The 19,132-nt window shown below is 55.7% G+C and carries 13 protein-coding genes; 12 read left to right on the forward strand and 1 reads right to left on the reverse strand.

What is annotated here, in order from left to right:
- The first annotated feature begins 71 nt into the window (after window positions 1–71).
- The gene (locus COMA2_RS15310; protein ID WP_090894682.1) at window positions 72–1,028 is read left to right on the forward strand and encodes an IS5 family transposase; all 957 of its coding nucleotides are present in this window, start codon (window positions 72–74) and stop codon (window positions 1,026–1,028) included.
- Between the two features lie 152 nt (window positions 1,029–1,180).
- Here COMA2_RS15310 and COMA2_RS15315 read toward each other — a convergent pair whose 3' ends face one another.
- Window positions 1,181–4,351, reverse strand: coding sequence for an ATP-binding protein (locus tag COMA2_RS15315; protein ID WP_090900200.1), 3,171 nt, complete (start codon window positions 4,349–4,351; stop codon window positions 1,181–1,183).
- Window positions 4,352–4,553: 202 nt separating this feature from the next.
- Between COMA2_RS15315 and COMA2_RS15320 the strand changes: the two genes are divergently transcribed.
- From COMA2_RS15320 to COMA2_RS15380, 11 genes are all read left to right on the forward strand, one after another.
- A complete protein-coding gene (locus tag COMA2_RS15320) occupies window positions 4,554–4,835 on the forward strand; it encodes a type II toxin-antitoxin system Phd/YefM family antitoxin (protein WP_090900203.1) in 282 nt (93 codons plus the stop codon).
- A complete protein-coding gene (locus tag COMA2_RS15325) occupies window positions 4,836–5,135 on the forward strand; it encodes a type II toxin-antitoxin system RelE family toxin (protein WP_090900206.1) in 300 nt (99 codons plus the stop codon).
- 589 nt (window positions 5,136–5,724) lie between these two features.
- Window positions 5,725–6,687, forward strand: a complete 963-nt coding sequence (gene ispH, locus COMA2_RS15335; protein ID WP_090900211.1) for a 4-hydroxy-3-methylbut-2-enyl diphosphate reductase — start codon at window positions 5,725–5,727, stop codon at window positions 6,685–6,687.
- 171 nt (window positions 6,688–6,858) lie between these two features.
- Window positions 6,859–10,539, forward strand: a complete 3,681-nt coding sequence (gene smc, locus COMA2_RS15340) for a chromosome segregation protein SMC (protein ID WP_090900213.1) — start codon at window positions 6,859–6,861, stop codon at window positions 10,537–10,539.
- 1,495 nt (window positions 10,540–12,034) lie between these two features.
- Window positions 12,035–14,218: a squalene--hopene cyclase gene (gene shc, locus COMA2_RS15350; protein ID WP_090900220.1), complete on the forward strand. Its 2,184-nt coding sequence runs from the start codon at window positions 12,035–12,037 to the stop codon at window positions 14,216–14,218.
- The gene (locus tag COMA2_RS15355; RefSeq protein ID WP_281176456.1) at window positions 14,215–15,042 is read left to right on the forward strand and encodes a 5'-methylthioadenosine/S-adenosylhomocysteine nucleosidase family protein; all 828 of its coding nucleotides are present in this window, start codon (window positions 14,215–14,217) and stop codon (window positions 15,040–15,042) included. The genes shc and COMA2_RS15355 overlap by 4 nt, the downstream gene beginning before the upstream one ends.
- Window positions 15,043–15,044: 2 nt before the next feature.
- Window positions 15,045–15,812, forward strand: coding sequence for an MlaE family ABC transporter permease (locus COMA2_RS15360; protein ID WP_090900226.1), 768 nt, complete (start codon window positions 15,045–15,047; stop codon window positions 15,810–15,812).
- Window positions 15,813–15,814: 2 nt separating this feature from the next.
- The gene (locus tag COMA2_RS15365) at window positions 15,815–16,627 is read left to right on the forward strand and encodes an ABC transporter ATP-binding protein (protein WP_090900229.1); all 813 of its coding nucleotides are present in this window, start codon (window positions 15,815–15,817) and stop codon (window positions 16,625–16,627) included.
- On the forward strand, window positions 16,627–17,070 hold the full coding sequence (gene mlaD / locus COMA2_RS15370) for an outer membrane lipid asymmetry maintenance protein MlaD (protein ID WP_090900232.1): 444 nt from the start codon (window positions 16,627–16,629) through the stop codon (window positions 17,068–17,070). The genes COMA2_RS15365 and mlaD overlap by 1 nt, the downstream gene beginning before the upstream one ends.
- A gap of 80 nt (window positions 17,071–17,150) precedes the next feature.
- Window positions 17,151–17,789, forward strand: a complete 639-nt coding sequence (locus COMA2_RS15375) for an MlaC/ttg2D family ABC transporter substrate-binding protein (protein WP_175304650.1) — start codon at window positions 17,151–17,153, stop codon at window positions 17,787–17,789.
- Between the two features lie 28 nt (window positions 17,790–17,817).
- Window positions 17,818–19,014 carry a BamA/TamA family outer membrane protein gene (locus COMA2_RS15380; protein ID WP_175304651.1) on the forward strand — a complete coding sequence of 399 codons (1,197 nt, stop codon included), beginning with the start codon at window positions 17,818–17,820 and terminating at the stop codon, window positions 19,012–19,014.
- The last annotated feature ends 118 nt before the right edge of the window (window positions 19,015–19,132 follow it).

Raw genomic sequence — 19,132 nt, forward strand, 5'->3', positions numbered from 1 at the left:
AGGGAAGGTCTGATTTATTCTTCCCGCGGGATGTGCTAAAGGACACGCAGTCCTGATGAGGAGGCGCATCTATGCAGCAATCGACGTTTGCCGAGGTCACGTTTGAGCAATATCGCAAGCCCACCCGCCGTGAGCAGTTCCTCGACGAGATGAATCGCGTGGTGCCATGGGCGGAATTAGTGGCCGTGATCGAGCCGGTTTATCCCAAGGCCGATGGGCCGGGGCGTCCACCGGTCGGGATCGAACGCATGCTGCGCCTCCATTGCCTGCAACAGTGGTTTAACCTGTCGGACCCAGCTGTGGAAGAAGCGCTGTATGACTCACGGGCCATGCGACAGTTCGTCGGGATTGATCTGGGCCGTGAGCCCGTACCCGATGAGACGACGATCTGCAAGTTTCGCCACCTCCTGGAAGCCCACCAGTTGGGTGAGCAGCTCTTTGCACAGATCGGTGCGTATCTGACGAAGCAAGGGCTCCAGGTGAGCCGCGGCACCATCGTCGATGCGACCATCATCAGTGCGCCCAGTTCGACGAAGAACCGGACAAAGGAGCGGGATCCCGAGATGCATCAGACCAAGAAGGGCAATCAGTGGTATTTCGGTATGAAGGCCCATATCGGCGTGGACAGCCAGACGAAACTGATTCATTCGGTCGCGGCGACCGCTGCCAATGTGCATGACAGTCAGATGTTACCGGAGTTGCTGCATGGCCAGGAGACTCGGGTGTGGGGCGATGCCGCCTACAGTGGGCAACGCGAGGTGATCCGGCAGCATGCGCCTAAGGCCAAGAGTTTCATCCAGGCGAAAGCATACCGCTATCGACCGCTGAGTGAGGAGGAGCGGGCCAGGAACCGGACGAAATCGAAAGTGCGGGCCAAAGTGGAGCATACGTTCTTGGTGATCAAGCGCATCTTCGGCTGGGCCAAAGTCCGCTATCGCGGGTTGGCGAAGAATACCCATTGGCTGCATATCAGCTGCGGGTTGGCGAATCTGTACGTAGCGCGACGGCGGCTCATGGCGGGGACGTAGAAGACGTGTGTCCGGAGGCGGACAGCGGGCCATCGGACGGTGGGTGCGCCCGATAAAAAGGCTTCCGAGCCAGCGGATGCCCACCGAATTCACCCTGGTGATCACCCCAGAAACAGATTGCCGAGTGGAAACGTGAATTAATCAGATCTTCCCTAGGTTTTACTAATGGTGTAATACAGCGACACGGTTTCCGGAGTCGGCGGGACGCCGAGTTTGGTATGGAGTGCTTGGCTGAATCGCTGATACACGCCGATGGCCTCCGATCGACGTCCTAGCCGCACATAGGTCATCATCACCCGCCGGCACATCACTTCCGCAACCGGCTCCACCTCAAGCGCATGCAAATACTTTTGCGCCGCGTCGCCAACTTGACCGCGCTCTTCCAAGAGTGCGCCCAGCCGTTCGGTGAGATCGAGGAACTGTGCGCGCAATCGTTCTCGAACTGGCAAAGCCCAGGAAGCAGTCTCGCCTTGCAGGAAATGTCCATGATAGAAGCTGAGCACGCGCTCAATGGCGATGGTGTCTGCGCGATCAACGTCATGGGCTAAACGTTCAAATGCCACGTGATCCAGCGACACCAGCGATGGATCGAGCGAGACGTGCCGATCGGAAAGTTGCACCGCGTCATCATGACGCAGGAGTTTTTGGAGGCGGTGCAGCGTCGTCCGAAAGGCCTGGTCGGCCGCTTCGCCATCGGCCTCTGGCCACAAGGCTTCTTCAATGAGTTCTTGATTCGCTCCTGATGGTCCAGCTGCACAGAGGTACTTTAAGAGTTCGAGGGGCTTGCGTTGAGTCTTCCCGGTGGTGGTCAGCGAAACGTCATCAATCGCCACTTCGAATTTCCCCAAGGTGGTAATCCTTACCGGGTAAGGCCAGTGTTTCACTCCAGCAGAAGGAGCGCGCAGGTTACGGCGACGGATCACGCTGCGGACGTACTCGATCTCGATATCCGCCTCCAGTGCATGAGTCAAAAGATCGGCCATCACCTTTGGTCGCCACCAAAAGTCCAATACGAGGTAGTCGTGACGACAAGCAATTCCCAGCCCTTTTCGAAGATGTTCATTAACCAGATCAAATTGACCATCTAGCAGATGGGAGTGTGCGAACGTCATATGACATTCTGCTCTCATCCAAGGACTGCGTATCACTCGAGCATAGTCAATTACCGTCCCCAAATGCTCGCGGGCCTTCTCCATTTCACTCAATCCAATCAATACCTTTGCCATTCCACTATGGACATAACCAGCAAAGTAAGGCAGACAGAGGGAACTGATTTTTTCGACTGCTGATAAGGCAAAGTCGAGAGCTGAAGAAAAATCTCCTCTCATGAGTGATGCCGCCGCCCGGTAGTGACTACACAGCCCAAGGGAGAATTGTTGGTTGAAATGATTTTCCTCTTCCAATAGGTCAGCGAATCTTTCCACCCCTTGATTGTCTCCGACGACCGATGCATTACATGCCTGACAGGCTCTCACTAACGTCCTGAACACCAGGAGCCCGTGCCTTTCTGCGATCCCAAGCGCCTCCTCTAGCTTTGCCGTCGCCTGTGCAGGATGGCCGGTGCCCCATGCGTAATGTGCTTCCATTGCCTTCCAGGTTAAGAGATATACAGGCGAAAGAATGACACCCTTATTCCGTGTGGTTAAGCTACCCAGAGTTTGGCGCAGGCGAGGGAATTCTCCTCTCCAGAGCATCAGGTTCATGAATGTGGTTGCCACACCTACGCGAGCAGCCGGATCTTCTATCTCATTGAGGATTTGGTCTAAGGATTGATCCAGTTCTTCGAGCAGCTGGTGATGTGGGCAGGCGAAGATCAGTCCTTGAAGATTTGCAAGTACGTTTACCTTAGTGGCTGAAGAGGGAAATCCATTATGCTGCTGAAGGATTTTATGAAGCCGGTCTCCCCAGATAATAGCAGGGGCCATATCATCCGCGCGACAATAGTAGGCCTCAATAATGCCGCTGCAGGTGAGAAGCAATCCAGTAACGTCACCCCCAGTAGCTTTAAAGAGGTGATACGCCGTTTCTAAATCCGTTCGGGCGGTGATCGGATCGAACACTAATCGGCTGATTCCAGACCAGTACAGTAGCCATGGCCGTTGTTCCTGCTCGTCATGCGGAAAGAGCGATATGTATCTCTGTAACGTTTGGTTTCGTCCTTGTTGGAGCAACTTCTCAGCTATCTCGCAGATCAGCCGGCTGAGATCATCCCATGATTGTGTCTCCGCGTAGAGCGCGACGGCTGTATCCTGCTGCCCATGCCGCTCGGCCACTTGCGCGGCGGTGTGCGTGATACTTTGCAGTGCCTCCGCGTCGAAATGCGCGCGGCCTTGATAGAGAAGAAACTCCCGGAACAGATCATGGTACTGATAGCGCACCTGCGCGTCGGCGCGCCGATCCACGAACAGCCCTCGTTCGTACAGATCGCGAACGATCCGCGCGGCATCGGGATTCCCGCTGACCTCTTCAGCCATGGGCCCCGTCACCCACGGGAGAAGCGCCGTGCGCATCAAGACTTCTCTGGTGCGTGAATCCATGCCCATGAACACTTGTTTTGCGAAGTAGTGAAATACTTCAGTCTTTGTTTCGGGTGGAGCGGGCATGCTTAGGCTTTCATTCACCTTGATCCGTTCCAACAACAGTATCGTGCCGGCCACCCAACCGTTGGCTCTAGCATGAAGAGACCGAAGAGCTTCTTCATCGATGTCTGATACAGACCTTGCTAATGAGGCGGTTTCTTCGAAGGTGAGTCTCAAATCTTCCCACCGAATGTGTCCCACCCCATTGTGCACCAGTTCTCTTACAAACGGCTCAGGCGCTTCTCCACGGCTGATGCTAATGAGCGCCGCTCCCTCTGGAAACTCGGCGAGCGCGATGGGAAGTATACTGTGAAGGGCCGCCCCGACCGGTACCTCTTGATAATTGTCGAGAACCAACACCGCCGGCAGGGGAACCTTCGACCACAGCTCGCGCATGAACCGTCTCGTGAATCCCGGCACATCCGCCATGAATTCCGGCGTCAGTGCCGGTAAGCGAAGCCGCCTCCGCCCGGCCGCGGCTTGAGCGGCCAGCGCAAGGTAGTGAAAAAATGTGGCAAGATCGGCATCGCCGGGATCGACGTGATACCACAGCGCGCGCTGCTTGTGCGCGGCGAGATAACTGGCGACGAGGGAAGTCTTGCCCGCTCCCGGAGGACCGGCCACCCAAATCAACGGGTGGTGCCGACATCGTTCTTTGACCAATGTGAAGAGGCGCTCACGAGGGGTTACTGCATAGAGTCTGGGAGGAGTAAGTTTCGCGAGTGCGGCAGTCCGGCCCGGCATGCGTGCTCCGTATCTTTTAGCCGTGCGCCATTTTTATTGCCTCCGTAGAGGATAGCAACCGGCACAACTGACCCGACTTGTGATCCGCTTGCGCGATGCGAGCTGTTTCCACAGCGTGTCCGCATGTTGTTCAATAATCACCTTGCGGGCCGGAACCGAACCTGCTAATGTCTATACAACTGCCATACAAACGGAGATACGAATGGGCGCGAGTAACTTGCTTCGAAATGCCAGGCCGGTCAATGTGCGGGAGGCACAGGCGCAACTTTCCAAACTCATCCGTTCAAAGTCTCCCTCCCTGGTGGTGTCCCATGGAAAACCCGTCTCATTCCTTGTGCCCTACGAAGACATGTTGGACTTGGTCGAAACCCTTGATGAGCTGAAGGACAAGAAGCTCCTCGGCGAAATTGAACGGGCGCGCGCCGAGCACGCCCAAGGCAAACAGGTTCCTGCCGAACGTCTCTTCAAAAAGATGGGGCTATAGTTGCCCTACGAAGTTGTCTTTCCGAGCGAGCGAGTCGAGCGTGCATTTCAAAAGTCGTTAGAGCATGTTGCCGCCGACTACCGCGACGCTATTGTCACAGCCATTCGAACTCTCGCGACGAATCCGAAGCCTCAGGGCAAACGGACCAAGAAGCTCGCCGGTCGGCTCATCGTGTCGCAATTCACGGCTGAGTACCGCCTCCGCATCGGTCCTTACCGGGTGCTGTACGATGTCGACGATCAACAAAAAAAGGTAGTGATCTTGAAACTTGCCAAGCGGGATGAGCACACGTACAAATGACGGTGTTTGTCAACTCGCCTGTGGTCGGGGATGCCGCTTTGGTCCTTGGCTTGGCACCCATCAGTTCTTCGATACGGCGCGGCGCTCGTTCATAGTCTCGCTTTGATCTGATCGGCGCAATGGTCATAGTTCCTCCGAACCGTCATATTGTTGTGACATCGGCAGAGTCGTACTCTTCTTTATGCATTCCAATAAAGCGTATGCGACGATTCGATAAGGGCAATTGATCTTGGTCACGATACGATAGTGATTGCACGTGATGTTGAAGACCACTCGGTTATCCTGCGATACGACCGACGGTCCTGAAGCGGAGTTTCACTGCCGACGGCGAAGCCCAATCGGCTCGCGCGGCTTCTTGATGTCAGGCTTCCAAAGGAGCCTTCGCCTGAGGTTGCCGTTGCCGGAAATCACGAAGAGTCCGCTTGGCGATGATGCGCACGCAGATACTCCAGTATGATCTCAATATGGGAGGAAGACCTCTGACGTTGGCGGTGCAAGCAATTCGGTTGACGAGACCCGCTGATCTGACGTATCGTCAGCCCTTATATGCCGACATGGTTTTAGTGCTGAACCGAGGAGTTCCGCCATCATGAAGATATATCTCGCCAATCCCCGTGGGTTTTGCGCCGGTGTCGATCGGGCGATCGATATCGTGGATTTGTCGCTCAAGAAGTACGGCGCTCCGATTTATGTTCGTCACGAGATCGTCCATAGCCGACACGTCGTGAATTCGCTCCGACGAAAAGGCGCGGTCTTTGTGGAAGAGTTGAACGAAGTGCCTGAGGGGTCGGTCGTCATTTTCAGCGCGCATGGCGTGGCGAAGTCGGTGTGGGAAGAAGCGAATCATCGTCGTCTGCACGTGATCGATGCAACCTGCCCGCTCGTGATCAAGGTTCACAACGAAGTCAACCGCGATTATACCCAGGGGTATGAATTGATTTTGATCGGTCACGCCGGTCACCCGGAAGTGATCGGGACGCTGGGTCAGGTTCCCGACAAGTTTCATTTGGTGTCTTCGGTGGAAGACGTAGAAAAGCTGCAGGTGGACAACACCGTCAATCTGTCGTATGTCACACAGACGACGCTGAGTGTAGATGAATGTCGGGACATCGTCGGCGCATTGCATCAGCGATTTCCCAACATCAAGGGTCCACATCAGGAAGACATCTGCTACGCAACGCAAAACCGGCAGAATGCCGTCAAGGAATTGTCTCGTTTGGTGGACGTCATTCTGGTCATCGGGTCGCCGAACAGCTCCAATTCCAATCGTCTCCGCGAATTGGGGGAACAATGCGGCATTCCGTCGTATCTGATCGATTCAGCCGCCGACATTGATCCTGCGTGGCTGCAAGGGGCCAAGGCAGTCGGGATTGCGGCCGGCGCGTCAGCTCCGGAAATCCTGGTCACGGAGGTGGTTGCGTTCCTGAGAGCGTCGGAACCGTCCGATGTTGAAGAACTCACGGTGATCGAGGAAGACGTCGAATTCCTCTTGCCGAAGGAACTTGTCCAGATAGAATCCTCGAAAAAGCCGGTAGGTAGCATCGCTGGTTAGCCGGCGGTGCCATCCGCGCATATCCCATATGGCCCTACATGTTGTAGGGCCATATCAACCGCACACCATGCAATGTGTTTTATTTTGATTTCTCAGAACCCTTGTGATACAAGGCCGGAAACTTTTTTGTTTCTCGCACGTGCCTGATGTGGGCGTAACGAAGGTGAGCCGATGCATCTGAAATCCATGAGCATGATGGGCTTCAAGTCGTTCGCGGAAGCCAAGATTGAATTTCCCGAGGGAGTCACCGCGATCGTCGGTCCGAATGGGAGCGGAAAGAGCAATGTCGTAGATGCCATCCTATGGGTGTTAGGCGAGCAAAGCACCAAAACCCTCAGAAGCGAAAAGATGGAAGACGTCATTTTTAACGGCACCGAACTTCGCAAACCCTTGGGAATGGCGGAGGTGTCGCTGGTGATCGGCGGTCTTGATCCCACGATGATGAGGTTGGATGGTGGCTCGGGGCTTCCAAGCGAGCTGACTGAAGCGCAAGAGATGATGATTACCCGCCGGTTGTACCGCAACGGTGAGAGTGAGTATCTCATCAACAAGATTCACTGCAGGTTGAAGGATATCCGCAGTTTGTTGCTCGATACACGGGCTGGGAGCAAAGGACACACGGTCATTGCCCAGGGCCAGATCGATCAGATTCTGAATGCATCGCCGCAAGACCGGCGTGAACTGATCGAGGAGACTGCGGGCATCGTCCGGTATAAGAAGCAAAAGGCCGAGGCGTTGCGGAAGTTGGAATCGACGCAGCAGAATCTCTTGCGTGTCCGAGACATCGTGGCGGAGGTCAAGAAGCAACTCAATTCGTTGGAACGCCAAGCGCGCCAGGCTCGCACGTTTCAGGCATTGCAGGGGGAGGCGCGTGAAATCGAAGTGATATTGTTGACCCGGGAATTCAAGGTGTTGCGACAGACGTTGCAGGAGGCGGACACCGACGTTCTGAACCTGGATCAACAAGAGTCTGAGAAAGCGGCCGACCTGGCTCGATTGACAACAGAGCTCGAACAGGCTCGCCTTGATGCGATCGCGACCGCCGATTCCATCGGGAAGATTCGGGAGGAACTGGCGGGCGTCGAACAGCGGCAGGCCCACGCGCTGACGGCGGCGGAGGTCGAACGAAATCGAGGACTGTTATTCAGCCAACAACAGGTACAGGAGTCGGCTGAGCTGGAAGAACTGGTCCGATCACAAGAGCAGCTGGCCGCCGGCCTTCACGCCATCGAGTCATCATTGACGTCGGTCGAAGAGGAGATGGCGATTCGGGATCGGATTCTCGGGGAACTCGATGAAGAGCTGATGCGCTTGCTCAATCAACGGGCTGCAGCCGTTGCGGAAGAGGAGCGAGGGCGCAAAGATGTGCTGCAATTGGCGGTGCTTGTCGCGAATACAGAACAAGGCATCTCGCAATTGGCCAAGCGAATGGACGATCTCGCGGGCCGCGGTATTCGCTTATCCTCGGAGCGGGACGAACTGCGCAGCCAACGTGAATCGGCGATCGAACGCTACGAGATCTTGCGCAAGGAATATGGAGAGGCCGATCGCCTGGTCACGCAACTTCGGACGGAGCAACGGACCGTGCAAGAAGAGGCCGCTCAAGCGACGAGCGTGCTCCAGTCGCTGGACCCGGTAATCTTACGACGTTCGGAAGAGCTGGCCGGAGTGGATTCCCGTCTTGAGGCATTGCAGGGTGTGGTTCGTGAGGAGATGGGCTACGGTCGGCAGGGGGCCCAGCAAGGTCCCGCCTTGAAGTCTTGCGACGGGGTACGGGATGCGGTGGCTGAATGGTTGGTGGTTCCGTCAGGGATGGAACGGGCGGTGGAGGCGGTGTTGGGGGAGCGCGTTCGAGGGTGGTTTGTGGATGAACCGTCCGTCGGGCGACGGTTGATTCGATTCCTTCAACAAGAATCGCTGGGGCGAGGCAGCTTTATCCCACAGCGCCCACGATGGGAAGGCGGACGGACTCATGACTGGTGGACGTCGATCGCGGCGCAGCCGGGCGTTGTCGGGCTCGCCGTGGATCTGGTTCAAACCGACGCGGCTCGAACGGCGGCTCGCGATTCGTTGTTCGATCGTGTCGTCATTGTTCGCTCATTGGACCAGGCAATGCAATTGTGGGAGCAACATGCGTGGAGCGCTCCGGACGGTCCCATCCTAGTGTCTCTGGACGGGGAAGTGGTGGATGCGTCGGGTATGGTGACGGGTGGTCAGGTTCAAGGAACGCCGGGGTTGCTGGAACGCCGGCGCGAGGTGATCGATCTTGAAACCAAACGCCAGGTGCTCGTGACGGAGCTCGATCAGAGCAAGCAACAGCGGGAGATGGTGTCCGTCCAGATCCAGATGCTCACTCAGCAGGACCGCCGACTCGGAGATGCGCTTCGTGACGCCGAGATGCAGGATCTGTCGCTGCGCAAGGATGCGGAGAAGCTTCAGCATGTGCTGAACGACCTTGACCATCGACTCGCTGCGATGGAGACGGAAATTCAGGACGGTGTCAGCGAAGGTCAGCGGTTGGAACAAGAATCGCACTCGCTCCAGACTCAATTGGGTCAGTGGCTGGCTGAGAAGAACGGACAGGACACGATGTTGGGGCGGGTGCGCGAGCGGCTGGGCCTGCTCGATCAAAATATGAGAACGCACCAGGAACATGTGACCGAGGCAAAGCTGACCGCAGAGAGCTTGCGAGCCAAACGGCAACATGAGCAACTGAACCGGACTCGGGTGACCCAACAGATTCAGGAGACGGAAGATCGGCGTCGCGCATTGGGTGAACACCTGAACAGTCTGAAGGGGTTCATCGAGCAGAGCCAGACAGAACAAGCTCGACAGGAGGGCCTCTGCCAAGAGCTTGGTGTCATTGCCGGACGGGTGAAAGGAGAATTGGTCGCCGCTCAGGAACAACAGGCGCAACAACTGGTGGCGAGTCAAACGCGTGAGTCCGGTCTGGAAGAGTTGCGACGAGGGATTTCGGTCTTACGAGACGCTCGAATGACGGTTGAGGTTCGCCGAGCAGAAATTCGCACGCACCTGGGGACGGTCGAAGGAACATTGTCGGGAACGTATCAGCTTGATCCCCTTACACTCATTGACGATCCTAGGCAGTTGAGCGAACCGATACACGAGGCGGAGACCACGGCCGTCCAAGAAACTGCGCCCCGCTCCGATGCCGAGTTGAAAGAACAGTTGCAGAAGCTCCGTGACCGACTGGATCGAATGGGCCCCATCAATTTGGCGGCGATCAGCGAGCACCAAGCGCTGGAAGAACGCCATACGTTTTTGTCAGTCCAGGAGCAGGATTTGTCGAATTCGATCGCTTCACTGAAGGAAATTATTCAGCGGATTCACCAGACGACCAAAGAGATGTTTGCTGCCACGTACCAGGAGTTGCAGCAGAAGTTCACCGAGGTTTTCGGCCAATTCTTCCCTGGCGGGCGGGCCGAGCTGCAGTTGGTCGATGAGCCGCCGGCTGAAAACGGTGAATCTTCCGGCAGTCAAGAGCCGGGTATTGAAATCGTGGCGCAACCGCCTGGAAAACGGCTGAAGAGCATCACGATGCTGTCTGGCGGAGAAAAGACACTCACGGCGATGGCGCTGTTGTTTGCCAGCTTTCTGATCAGGCCGACACCGTTCTGTCTGTTGGACGAAATCGATGCCCCGCTGGACGAGGAAAACATCGGCCGGTTTACCGGAGTCTTGAAAGAGCTGGCGCAGAACGCGCAGTTTCTCGTCATCACGCACAATAAGCGGACGATGAGCATTGCTGATTCCCTCTTCGGCGTCACGATGGAAGAGCCGGGGGTGTCGAAATTGGTGTCCGTCAGGCTCGGCGATTTGCAACCGGTATAGCTATCGGCCGTCCGGCGCCACGAGCTTCTGCGCAACGTAAGAATTTGGAGTTTTCACACCGTACGTCACTGTCCTGATTAGACTCGTTTCGGACGGGTTTACCGTCAGCCGTGGCTTGTCTCCAGGTGACGGACACAGCATTCTGCTTACCACCCGTTGCATCTTTTGTCTCTGCAGGTGCCAATTCCCGTAGGTAATTGGCATTTTATTGTTCAAGAATGTCCAGGTCATATGCCGGGAAAGGCTCTAGTCATCCGAAAGAGCTACAGAGTTGTGGATCGTACTCCCATCACGTACTGAGACGTGGTTGCCCTTATTGAAGTAAGACGTAATTTGTCAACAGTTTATGGAGGTGATCACTCTTCTCCGCCAATAGTGGATGTGGGGTCAAAGAAAGTGGTTTTGTTATGAAATGGCGAATGACTCACGGTATCGTTGTTGCTCTAGCAAGAGTGTGAAAACTGCTTCACAACCTGCATCAACGAGGAGGGATCATGGCACTTTCGCAAATTCAGGATAGAGGGCTCCACCCACAGTCGGTCGCTCTTGCTCATGTGACCTTGGAAGCACTGCTCACGCCCAACTGCAAAGCGGAGGCGGAGCCATTGCGGGTGACGCAGTACGAGCGGAGGGACGAGTTGGAGCATGACCCTTTGAGGTCCGCAAGAGGTATTGTCAACGGACTACGTCTCTCAGTCACCTTGTGGAGCTTCGTTGCTCTCGTTGTCCTCTTGACGCGGTAATCTTTTCCCATCTTGTCCTCATTGCTTTCCTGTGCACACCTTTTTCTAACTCACACTCACGTGTCCTTGGTGAGGATATGTTGTGAATAGCAGCATAAGTCACCAATCGAACCAGCATTCGTCATCCTAAGAAATCCCGAGCTGTCTCCGCCAGGGGAAAGGTGAACGGCGCCTCCGTCTCGCGTTCACTGGTGTGCGGCCCTAACTTTCTTTGCCCGGAGATTACTTACGCTGCAAGTCTCAACGAGAGTCGCGACCGGGCCGGTGACTGTGCCGGTTGGGGGGGTGCCTCGAATGGCATGAATTCCTGGATCGTTACTCCTGCCTACAGCGAACCTCTGCGGTATTCAGCTTCCTACTCCCGGTGGGGGATACTTTCGCCTCTTGCCTTATGCCGATCCGGCACTGATCGCGGTGTCGATCAGTCACGCTTCGTGCAGGGTGCTGTCCACGTGCTATCTGTAGCTTTGACGAGAGAGGGGTGACGTCTCTCGCATGAAGTGGATGGTGGAGGAATGCCGCAACGTTCAGTTATGGATGCTGTGGAAGTGGTGTTCCCGATCGACGACACGAGCTAAAAACTATAGGTACATCAGGCACTTCTCAGGTCCCTCGCTTGACTCGTTTCCAATCGTCTGTTATAAGCCTCAGGTGTGTTCTCCGTGGGTATTGAAAAGGTTTACGAAGGGAGACCATTGCAAGATGCCGGTCTTTCACCCTCCTCAGCCCTGTCGATCAAGTCATAAAAATTCATGAATATCATCAAGGCGTTGTTCAATCGCCTCTCCGACAGCCTACTCTCGACTGTGCACGGGCGACTCGATCCTGCCGCGGAATTGACTCCTGTCGCGTCGCTTCGGTTGGTTTCTGACAAACCGGTTATTTTACCGTCATTGGATTCTTCAGCTACTCGCCGGCCCATCGGTCATGCCGTGAGTCAACCTGATGCGGTAGATGACGCGATCAGGCGGAGTCAGTCGTGGTTCTTCAACCGTCAGCATGCCGAAGGGTATTGGGTTGCCGAGCTGGAAGCGGACACCACGCTGACCTCCGAATACATCATGCTGCGTCGATTCCTTGATCGGATCGATCCTGATCGAGAGGCGAAGGCTGTCCGATACCTCCAAACGACGCAACTACCCGATGGCGGATGGCCGATCTATTACGGCGGCCCGGCGGAGATCAGCGCATCGGTTAAGGCATACTTTGCGCTCAAATTAAGCGGTGTGTCGGCGGACGAACCGTTTATGGTTCGGGCCAAAGAACGGATTCTGGCGATGGGCGGTGTCCTACAAGCCAACGTGTTTACAAAAATCACGCTGGCCTTGTTCGATCAGTACGATTGGGAAGGTGTTCCCCACATGCCCGTCGAACTGATGTTGTTACCGAAGAAGTTCTACTTCAGCATCTATGCGATCTCGTATTGGTCTCGGGCCGTGCTGATTCCCTTGCTCATCGTCTTTGCCCACCGCCCGGTCTGTCGTATTCCACGTGAACAAGGTATCGATGAGTTGTATTCGACCCCGCGCCCGGAGGTTCGCTATTGGAAATACCCTCCGTTCAACAAGGATCAGGCCTGGTTCACTCCGCATAACTTCTTTGTGGCATTGGATGTGATGCTGAAACTCTATGATCGGATGCCCATGCGGGTGTTACGGGAAAAGGCGTTGCACAAGGCCGCTTGCTGGATGGTGGATCACCTCAAAGGGTCCGGGGGGCTCGGTGCCATCTATCCGGCGATGGCCAACTCCATCATGGCGCTTAAATGCCTGGGATACGATGCCGATGACCCATTGGTGGTTAAGGCGCTTCGTGAGATTGAGGCGCTGGAAGTTTGCGATTCCGCGATGATCGATAGTGAGGTCGTCCCGACTCTCCATCTCCAGCCCTGTTTTTCTCCCATTTGGGATACCGCGTTGCTCACGAATGCGCTGGTTGAAGCGGGAGTGCCGCAGGATCATCCGGCGCTCCAAAAGGCAGGCCGGTATCTGATGTCCCGGCAAACCAAGACAGTCGGCGACTGGATCATTTCCTCGCCGAACGCAGAACCGGGTGGATGGTACTTCCAGTTCGAGAATGAATCATATCCGGATGTTGACGATTCCGCAGTGGTCATCATGGCGCTCTCCAAATTGAAGATCTCCGGCCAGGAGAACGAGCTGAACGAGTCTATTCGCCGCGGGATGCAATGGGTTTTGGCAATGCAGGGATCCGACGGTGGCTGGGGCGCATACGATAAAGACAACAATCGAGTCGTCTTCAACTATATCCCTTTTGCCGATCATAAAGCGCTCTTGGACCCCAGTACCTCTGATCTGGCCGGGCGTTGTCTGGAGATGCTCGGTGCATTGGGATATGACAAGACGCATCCAGCCGCCGGACCGGCCTTGGCGTTTCTGAAAAAAGAGCAGGAGAAAGACGGCAGTTGGTACGGACGCTGGGGTGTGAATTATATTTACGGGACCTGGTCCGTCTTGGCAGGGCTCAGAGCCATCGGTGAGGATCTTTCAGCGCCGTATATCCGTCGAGCGGTTGCCTGGTTGGAATCGAGACAGAATCCTGATGGCGGGTGGGGTGAGTCTTGTCTTTCCTATCGGGATGAGTGTGAGTTTCACGGGAAAGGGGACAGCACACCCTCACAAACCGCATGGGCGTTGATGGCGCTGATGTCAGCTGGTGCGATTGATTCCTTCAGTGTCGCGCGCGGGGTGCAGTTTCTCCTGCGTTGGCAGATGAAGGACGGATCGTGGGAGGAAATTAGCCATACCGGCACGGGATTTCCGCGTGTCTTTTATCTTCGCTATCATTGGTATTGCCAGTACTTCCCACTCTGGGCTCTGGCGATGTACCGTAACCTCCGTTCCCGCGGGAAGATACGGGCTGAGGAACTTCGCCATCATATTCAAGGACCTGACACATATCGGTCCGAGCATTGACCCTCTCCGGCTCTCTTTCCACGCACTCAACTGGTGCTGCGCCAGCTAAGCGAATCGCCATTTTTGCAGCCACCCCATGGGAAATGAGGGCTGTTCAATCGGCGTTCTCTCCTGGGAGTGAACGCCGAATCTGTGGCCGCCAGGTTTTCGTGCGCACGATAGGTGACAGGGAGTATTGGCTGGCTCAAACCGGCGTCGGTCCTGATAAAGCGGGACAATGTGCCGCCCAGTTGCTCGACAACCAATCGTTCAACCTTGTGGTGTCGACGGGGTTTGCCTGTGCGCTTATTGCAGCGGATATCGGGGCGCTCTTGGTCGGTCGTGAGGTCGTGCGTCGAGGCAATCCCGGTGGCGAGCCGTCAGAAATTCTCGATATGCCGGGTGAGGAGCGAGATCTCGCGATGACGTTTGTCGAGACCCTGGTGCCGTTCGAGCGCATCGGGCGATTTATCTCGACCGATCATGTGATCGGCAGTGCCCAAGAAAAACGAAAGCTTGCGCAAAGCATTCAGGCCATCGGCCTCGATATGGAAAGTGCAACGTTGGCTGCTCACGCGCAACGCGCACAGGTTCCCTTTGTGATCATCCGATCCGTTTCGGATCTCCAGGACGAAGATCTTCCGCTTGACTTCAATCTTTTTCTCAGGCCCACTGGGTGGATCAAAGGTATGGGCACCGTCTTGGCCGCCCCTTCATGCCTCTTGGGTCTTGGCCGGCTTCGTCGACAAAGTCTGATCGCAGCAGAGGCCTTGAGGGTCTTTTTCCGGACCTATGCGGCGGCCATGGCGACCGAGCGACCGAAGAAAGAACTCTCGCCGACTTGATCATGAAGCTATTCGAGCTCGTGGGCCGTTGGGCCCTTACCTATGTGGCGGAAATGGGTCGGATGCTGATCTTTGTGGTCACGTCCTTCGCCTGGCTGGCGCGGCCGCCGCTGCGGGGCATCCAAATCATCAAGCAACTCCACTTCATCGGCTACAAGTCGACGTTCGTTGTCGTGCTGACGGCGGCCTTTACCGGCATGGTGCTGGCGCTGCAAGGCTACTATACGTTAAGAAAGTTTGGGTCGGAAGGACTGTTAGGTTCCGCGGTTGCGATCAGCATGATTCGCGAATTGGGGCCGGTGTTGGCTGCGCTCATGGTGACGGCCCGCGCCGGTTCCGCGATTACCGCGGAGATCGGCATTATGCGGATCACGGAACAGATCGACGCGCTCGACACGATGGCCATTAATCCGCTCCAGTATCTGATTACGCCGAAACTGGTCGCCGGGTTGATCGGAGTGCCGCTGTTGGTTGCAATCTTCGACGTGGTGGGAATCTACGGCGGCCATCTGGTCGGGGTGGAACTGCTTGGCGTCAACGCCGGCTCGTATTGGAACTCCATCGAGTCCGCGGTGGAATGGAAAGATGTCTACGGCGGCATTCTCAAATCGATTAGTTTTGGGCTGATCGTGAGCTGGATCTGTTGCTATAAAGGATTTTACACCAAGATGAGCGCTGAAGGGCTTGGCACCGCCACGACGGAGGCGGTCGTGTTGTCGTCGGTCTTGATTCTCATCTGGGACTATTTCCTGACATCGTTGTTGATGTAACCATGCTGAAGCTCGTCGGCGTGACAAAGATGTTCGGAGGACAACCGGTGCTGCGAGGCATCGACCTTGTCGTGCCTGAAGGGAAGCTCACGACGATCATCGGCCGAAGCGGAGAAGGCAAGAGCGTGTTGCTCAAGCACATGATCGGCTTGCTCCAGCCTGACTCCGGGGAAGTGTGGGTCGACGGCGTCGAGATCTCGCGACTTCGCGGCCATGCCCTCAACGAAGTGCGCAAACGGTTCGCGATGTTGTTTCAAGGGGCGGCGCTGTTCGACTCGTTGACCGTTTTTGAAAACGTGGCGTTTCCCCTCAGAGAGCGACTGCGAATGAAGGGGCCGGATGTGACCAGCCGTGTCGATGAAAAGCTGGAACAAGTAGGGTTGGCCGGAATGGGTCACAAGTTTCCGGCGGAATTGAGCGGGGGCATGCGGAAGCGCGCCGGCCTGGCCCGCGCGTTGGTGATGCAACCGGAGATTATTCTTTTCGACGAGCCGACGACGGGACTCGATCCGCTCATGGCCAAGTCGATTCATGATCTGATTACCAGCATGCAGCGGAAGTTCGGGTTTACCGCCGTGATGGTGAGCCATGAGATTCCGGAGATATTCGGGATTTCGGATTATGTTGCGATGTTGAAGCGTGGGAGAATAGCCGTGATGGCGGAGCCGGAAGAATTTCAACGGACGACCGATCCTGAAATCAGGGAATTCATTTCGGTCGGCGGCACGGTGTCGCTGACCAAAGCGGGTTCTTCGGACCAGCAGGATGCTGAAGTCTCAGACCATTCGCAAAAGCCCGCTAGAGGAGCGCCATGATGGAGAAAAGCAAGTTGGAGCTGGTCGTCGGAGTGTTCGTGCTGGTCGGGATTGTCTGCTTAGGCTATCTGTCGATAAAACTCGGCAAATTAGAACTGATCGGGGGAGATGTCTACGAAGTGGATGCGCTGTTCAATTCAGCCACAGGGTTGAAAGCCGGAGCGGCTGTGGAGGTTGCCGGCGTGGAGGTGGGCCGAGTCAAGGGGATCAGTCTGAAAGAGGACCGGGCGATGGTGCGGTTGGCGGTGCAAAATGGGACGAAGCTCTACTCCGATACCATTGCCTCGATCAAAACCAGGGGGATCATCGGCGAAAAATACCTTGCGCTTTCGCCGGGAGGAGGAGGAGATCCTTTGAAACCGGGTGATGCCATTCGTGATACGGAATCAGGGCTCGACTTGGAGGAGTTAGTGAGTCAATACGTTCATGGTAAGGTCAACTAACCGGACTTGTTTGCGGACGTGGCGGGAAAGACCAACCTAGATATACATTGATATATATTGGTGTCGGAGAGAGGGGTGCGATGATAGCGATCAGGAATACTAGGGCTGAGCGGAGCGGCAGCTCCTGGTTCATGGTGCTCATGATGGTGCTTTGCCTCGGAGTGGTGGCGGTGCCGGGATACGCGGGGCCTCCGACGGACTCCATGAAGGCGACGATCGACGAAGTGCTCCGCCTCGTGCGGGAAAAGGAACTCAAGCAGCCGGAGAAGGCGGAGGAGCGGCGAAACCTGCTGGAAAAGGTGGTGGCGGCACGGTTTGACTATGCGGAGATGTCCCGACGAGCGCTCGGGGCTCCCTGGAACCAGCTGACCCCTCAGCAAAAACAGGAATTTGTCGAGCTCTTTCAAACGTTGCTGACCAATTCGTATGCGGATAAGGTCGAAACCTATTCTGGCGAGGGCGTGCAGTATCTCAATGAGCTAACGGAGAAAGAGTACGCGGAAGTCAGGACCAAAGTGTTGTCAGGCAAGACGGAGATTCCGCTTGATTATCGCTTGATCAACAAGGCAAATGATTGGCGAGTCTATGACGTGATCGTAGACGGCGTCAGTCTGGTGAACAACTACCGTGGGCAGTTTTCGAAGATTCTCCGCGCCTCTTCCTATTCGGATCTCGTCGATCAGCTCCGCAAAAAAACCGACAAGCTCAAGGCGCCATAACGTCGTTTGCGGAATCATGAGTACGTCTATGCGTAGCCTTGTGGTCGGTGTCGCGCTCCTACTGCTTTGGGGCCTGTGCCCCGTTGCGCTCACCTGCGCGCTCGCCGATGTGCGGCTTTTCCCGATTCCTGCCGTCAGTTCCAGCAAAAACGACGGCAATGATGTAGGGATGATCGTACCGGCTCTCATCACCGGACCGGATGGAGACCTCAAGTATTTGGTCGCGCCGATGGTGGTCTATAATTCGATCGTAGGCACCCGTGGAACCGTCAATCTGTTCCGTTATGAGCCGGGGGGAAAGGAGCTCCGAGGCATCGCGTCCTGGACGGAAGAAATCGAGCGAAAATTCCTGTTGAGCTATGTCGACCCGGGTTTCAGTAATGGCCGGTATAGCATTGGGTTCAGCGCCATGTATTTCAAGAACGCCACGGTGCGGTTTTTCGGGCTTGGTCCGACCACTGTGGAGGGCAGTGAGTCCAACTACACGGCTCCTGAGACGAGGTTGAACTGGAAATTCGGTGTCTATGCGAACGAGGTCACACAAATTGCGGTGAGCCAGCGATTGCGGCACATGCAATCGATCCAACAGGGCGCCACGGAACTCCCCTTTTCCAGGGATATTTTCCCCGATGCGCCGGGTGTGGGAGGGGCGACGATTCTCGGCCAGCGGATCAGCTTTCACTATGACACGCGGAATAACTTGGTGACCCCGACGGATGGGATGGCGGTTACGGCTTATGCTGAGCTGAACTACAACTTCAAAAATAGCGCGGATCCTCTGTATTCCAGGTACGGTCTCGAAATCAAAAAGATGTTTGCGAGTGAATCCAAGCGGGCGATTTTGGTGATTCGCGGCGATCTCCAAGCCACACTCGGCTCGGATGTTCCGTTTTACGAGCAGAGCTCGTTAGGTGGACCGAATAATCTGCGCGGGTTTGGTGTTGATCGGTACATCGATAAGCAGCTGATTGCCTTCAGTATTGAAGAGCGCATTCATATACTGCGGACGCGTCTGGCCGGGGTCATGGCGGATTTCGAGATTGCGCCGTTCATCGATACGGGGCAAGTGTTCAACTCGTTTAAGAATGTAAGCTTCAAGGACTATCGCATTACGCCGGGTATCGGATTTCGAGGGATCATTCGACCCAATGTCGTGGGACGGATCGACTACGGGTTCAGTAAAGAAGGAGGAGCTATTTTTGCTGGACTCGACTTTCCATACTAGCCGATCATCCGGTTCCCATACCACTAGGACAGTTCCCAGTCTCGCGATCATACGGTCTAGGAGAGAGGATGTTCACCACGACATCTTGCACAAGTGCTTGACTTCATGTGGTTCATGT

This window comes from Candidatus Nitrospira nitrificans (assembly GCF_001458775.1).
In the GTDB taxonomy this organism is placed as follows: Bacteria; Nitrospirota; Nitrospiria; order Nitrospirales; family Nitrospiraceae; genus Nitrospira_D; species Nitrospira_D nitrificans.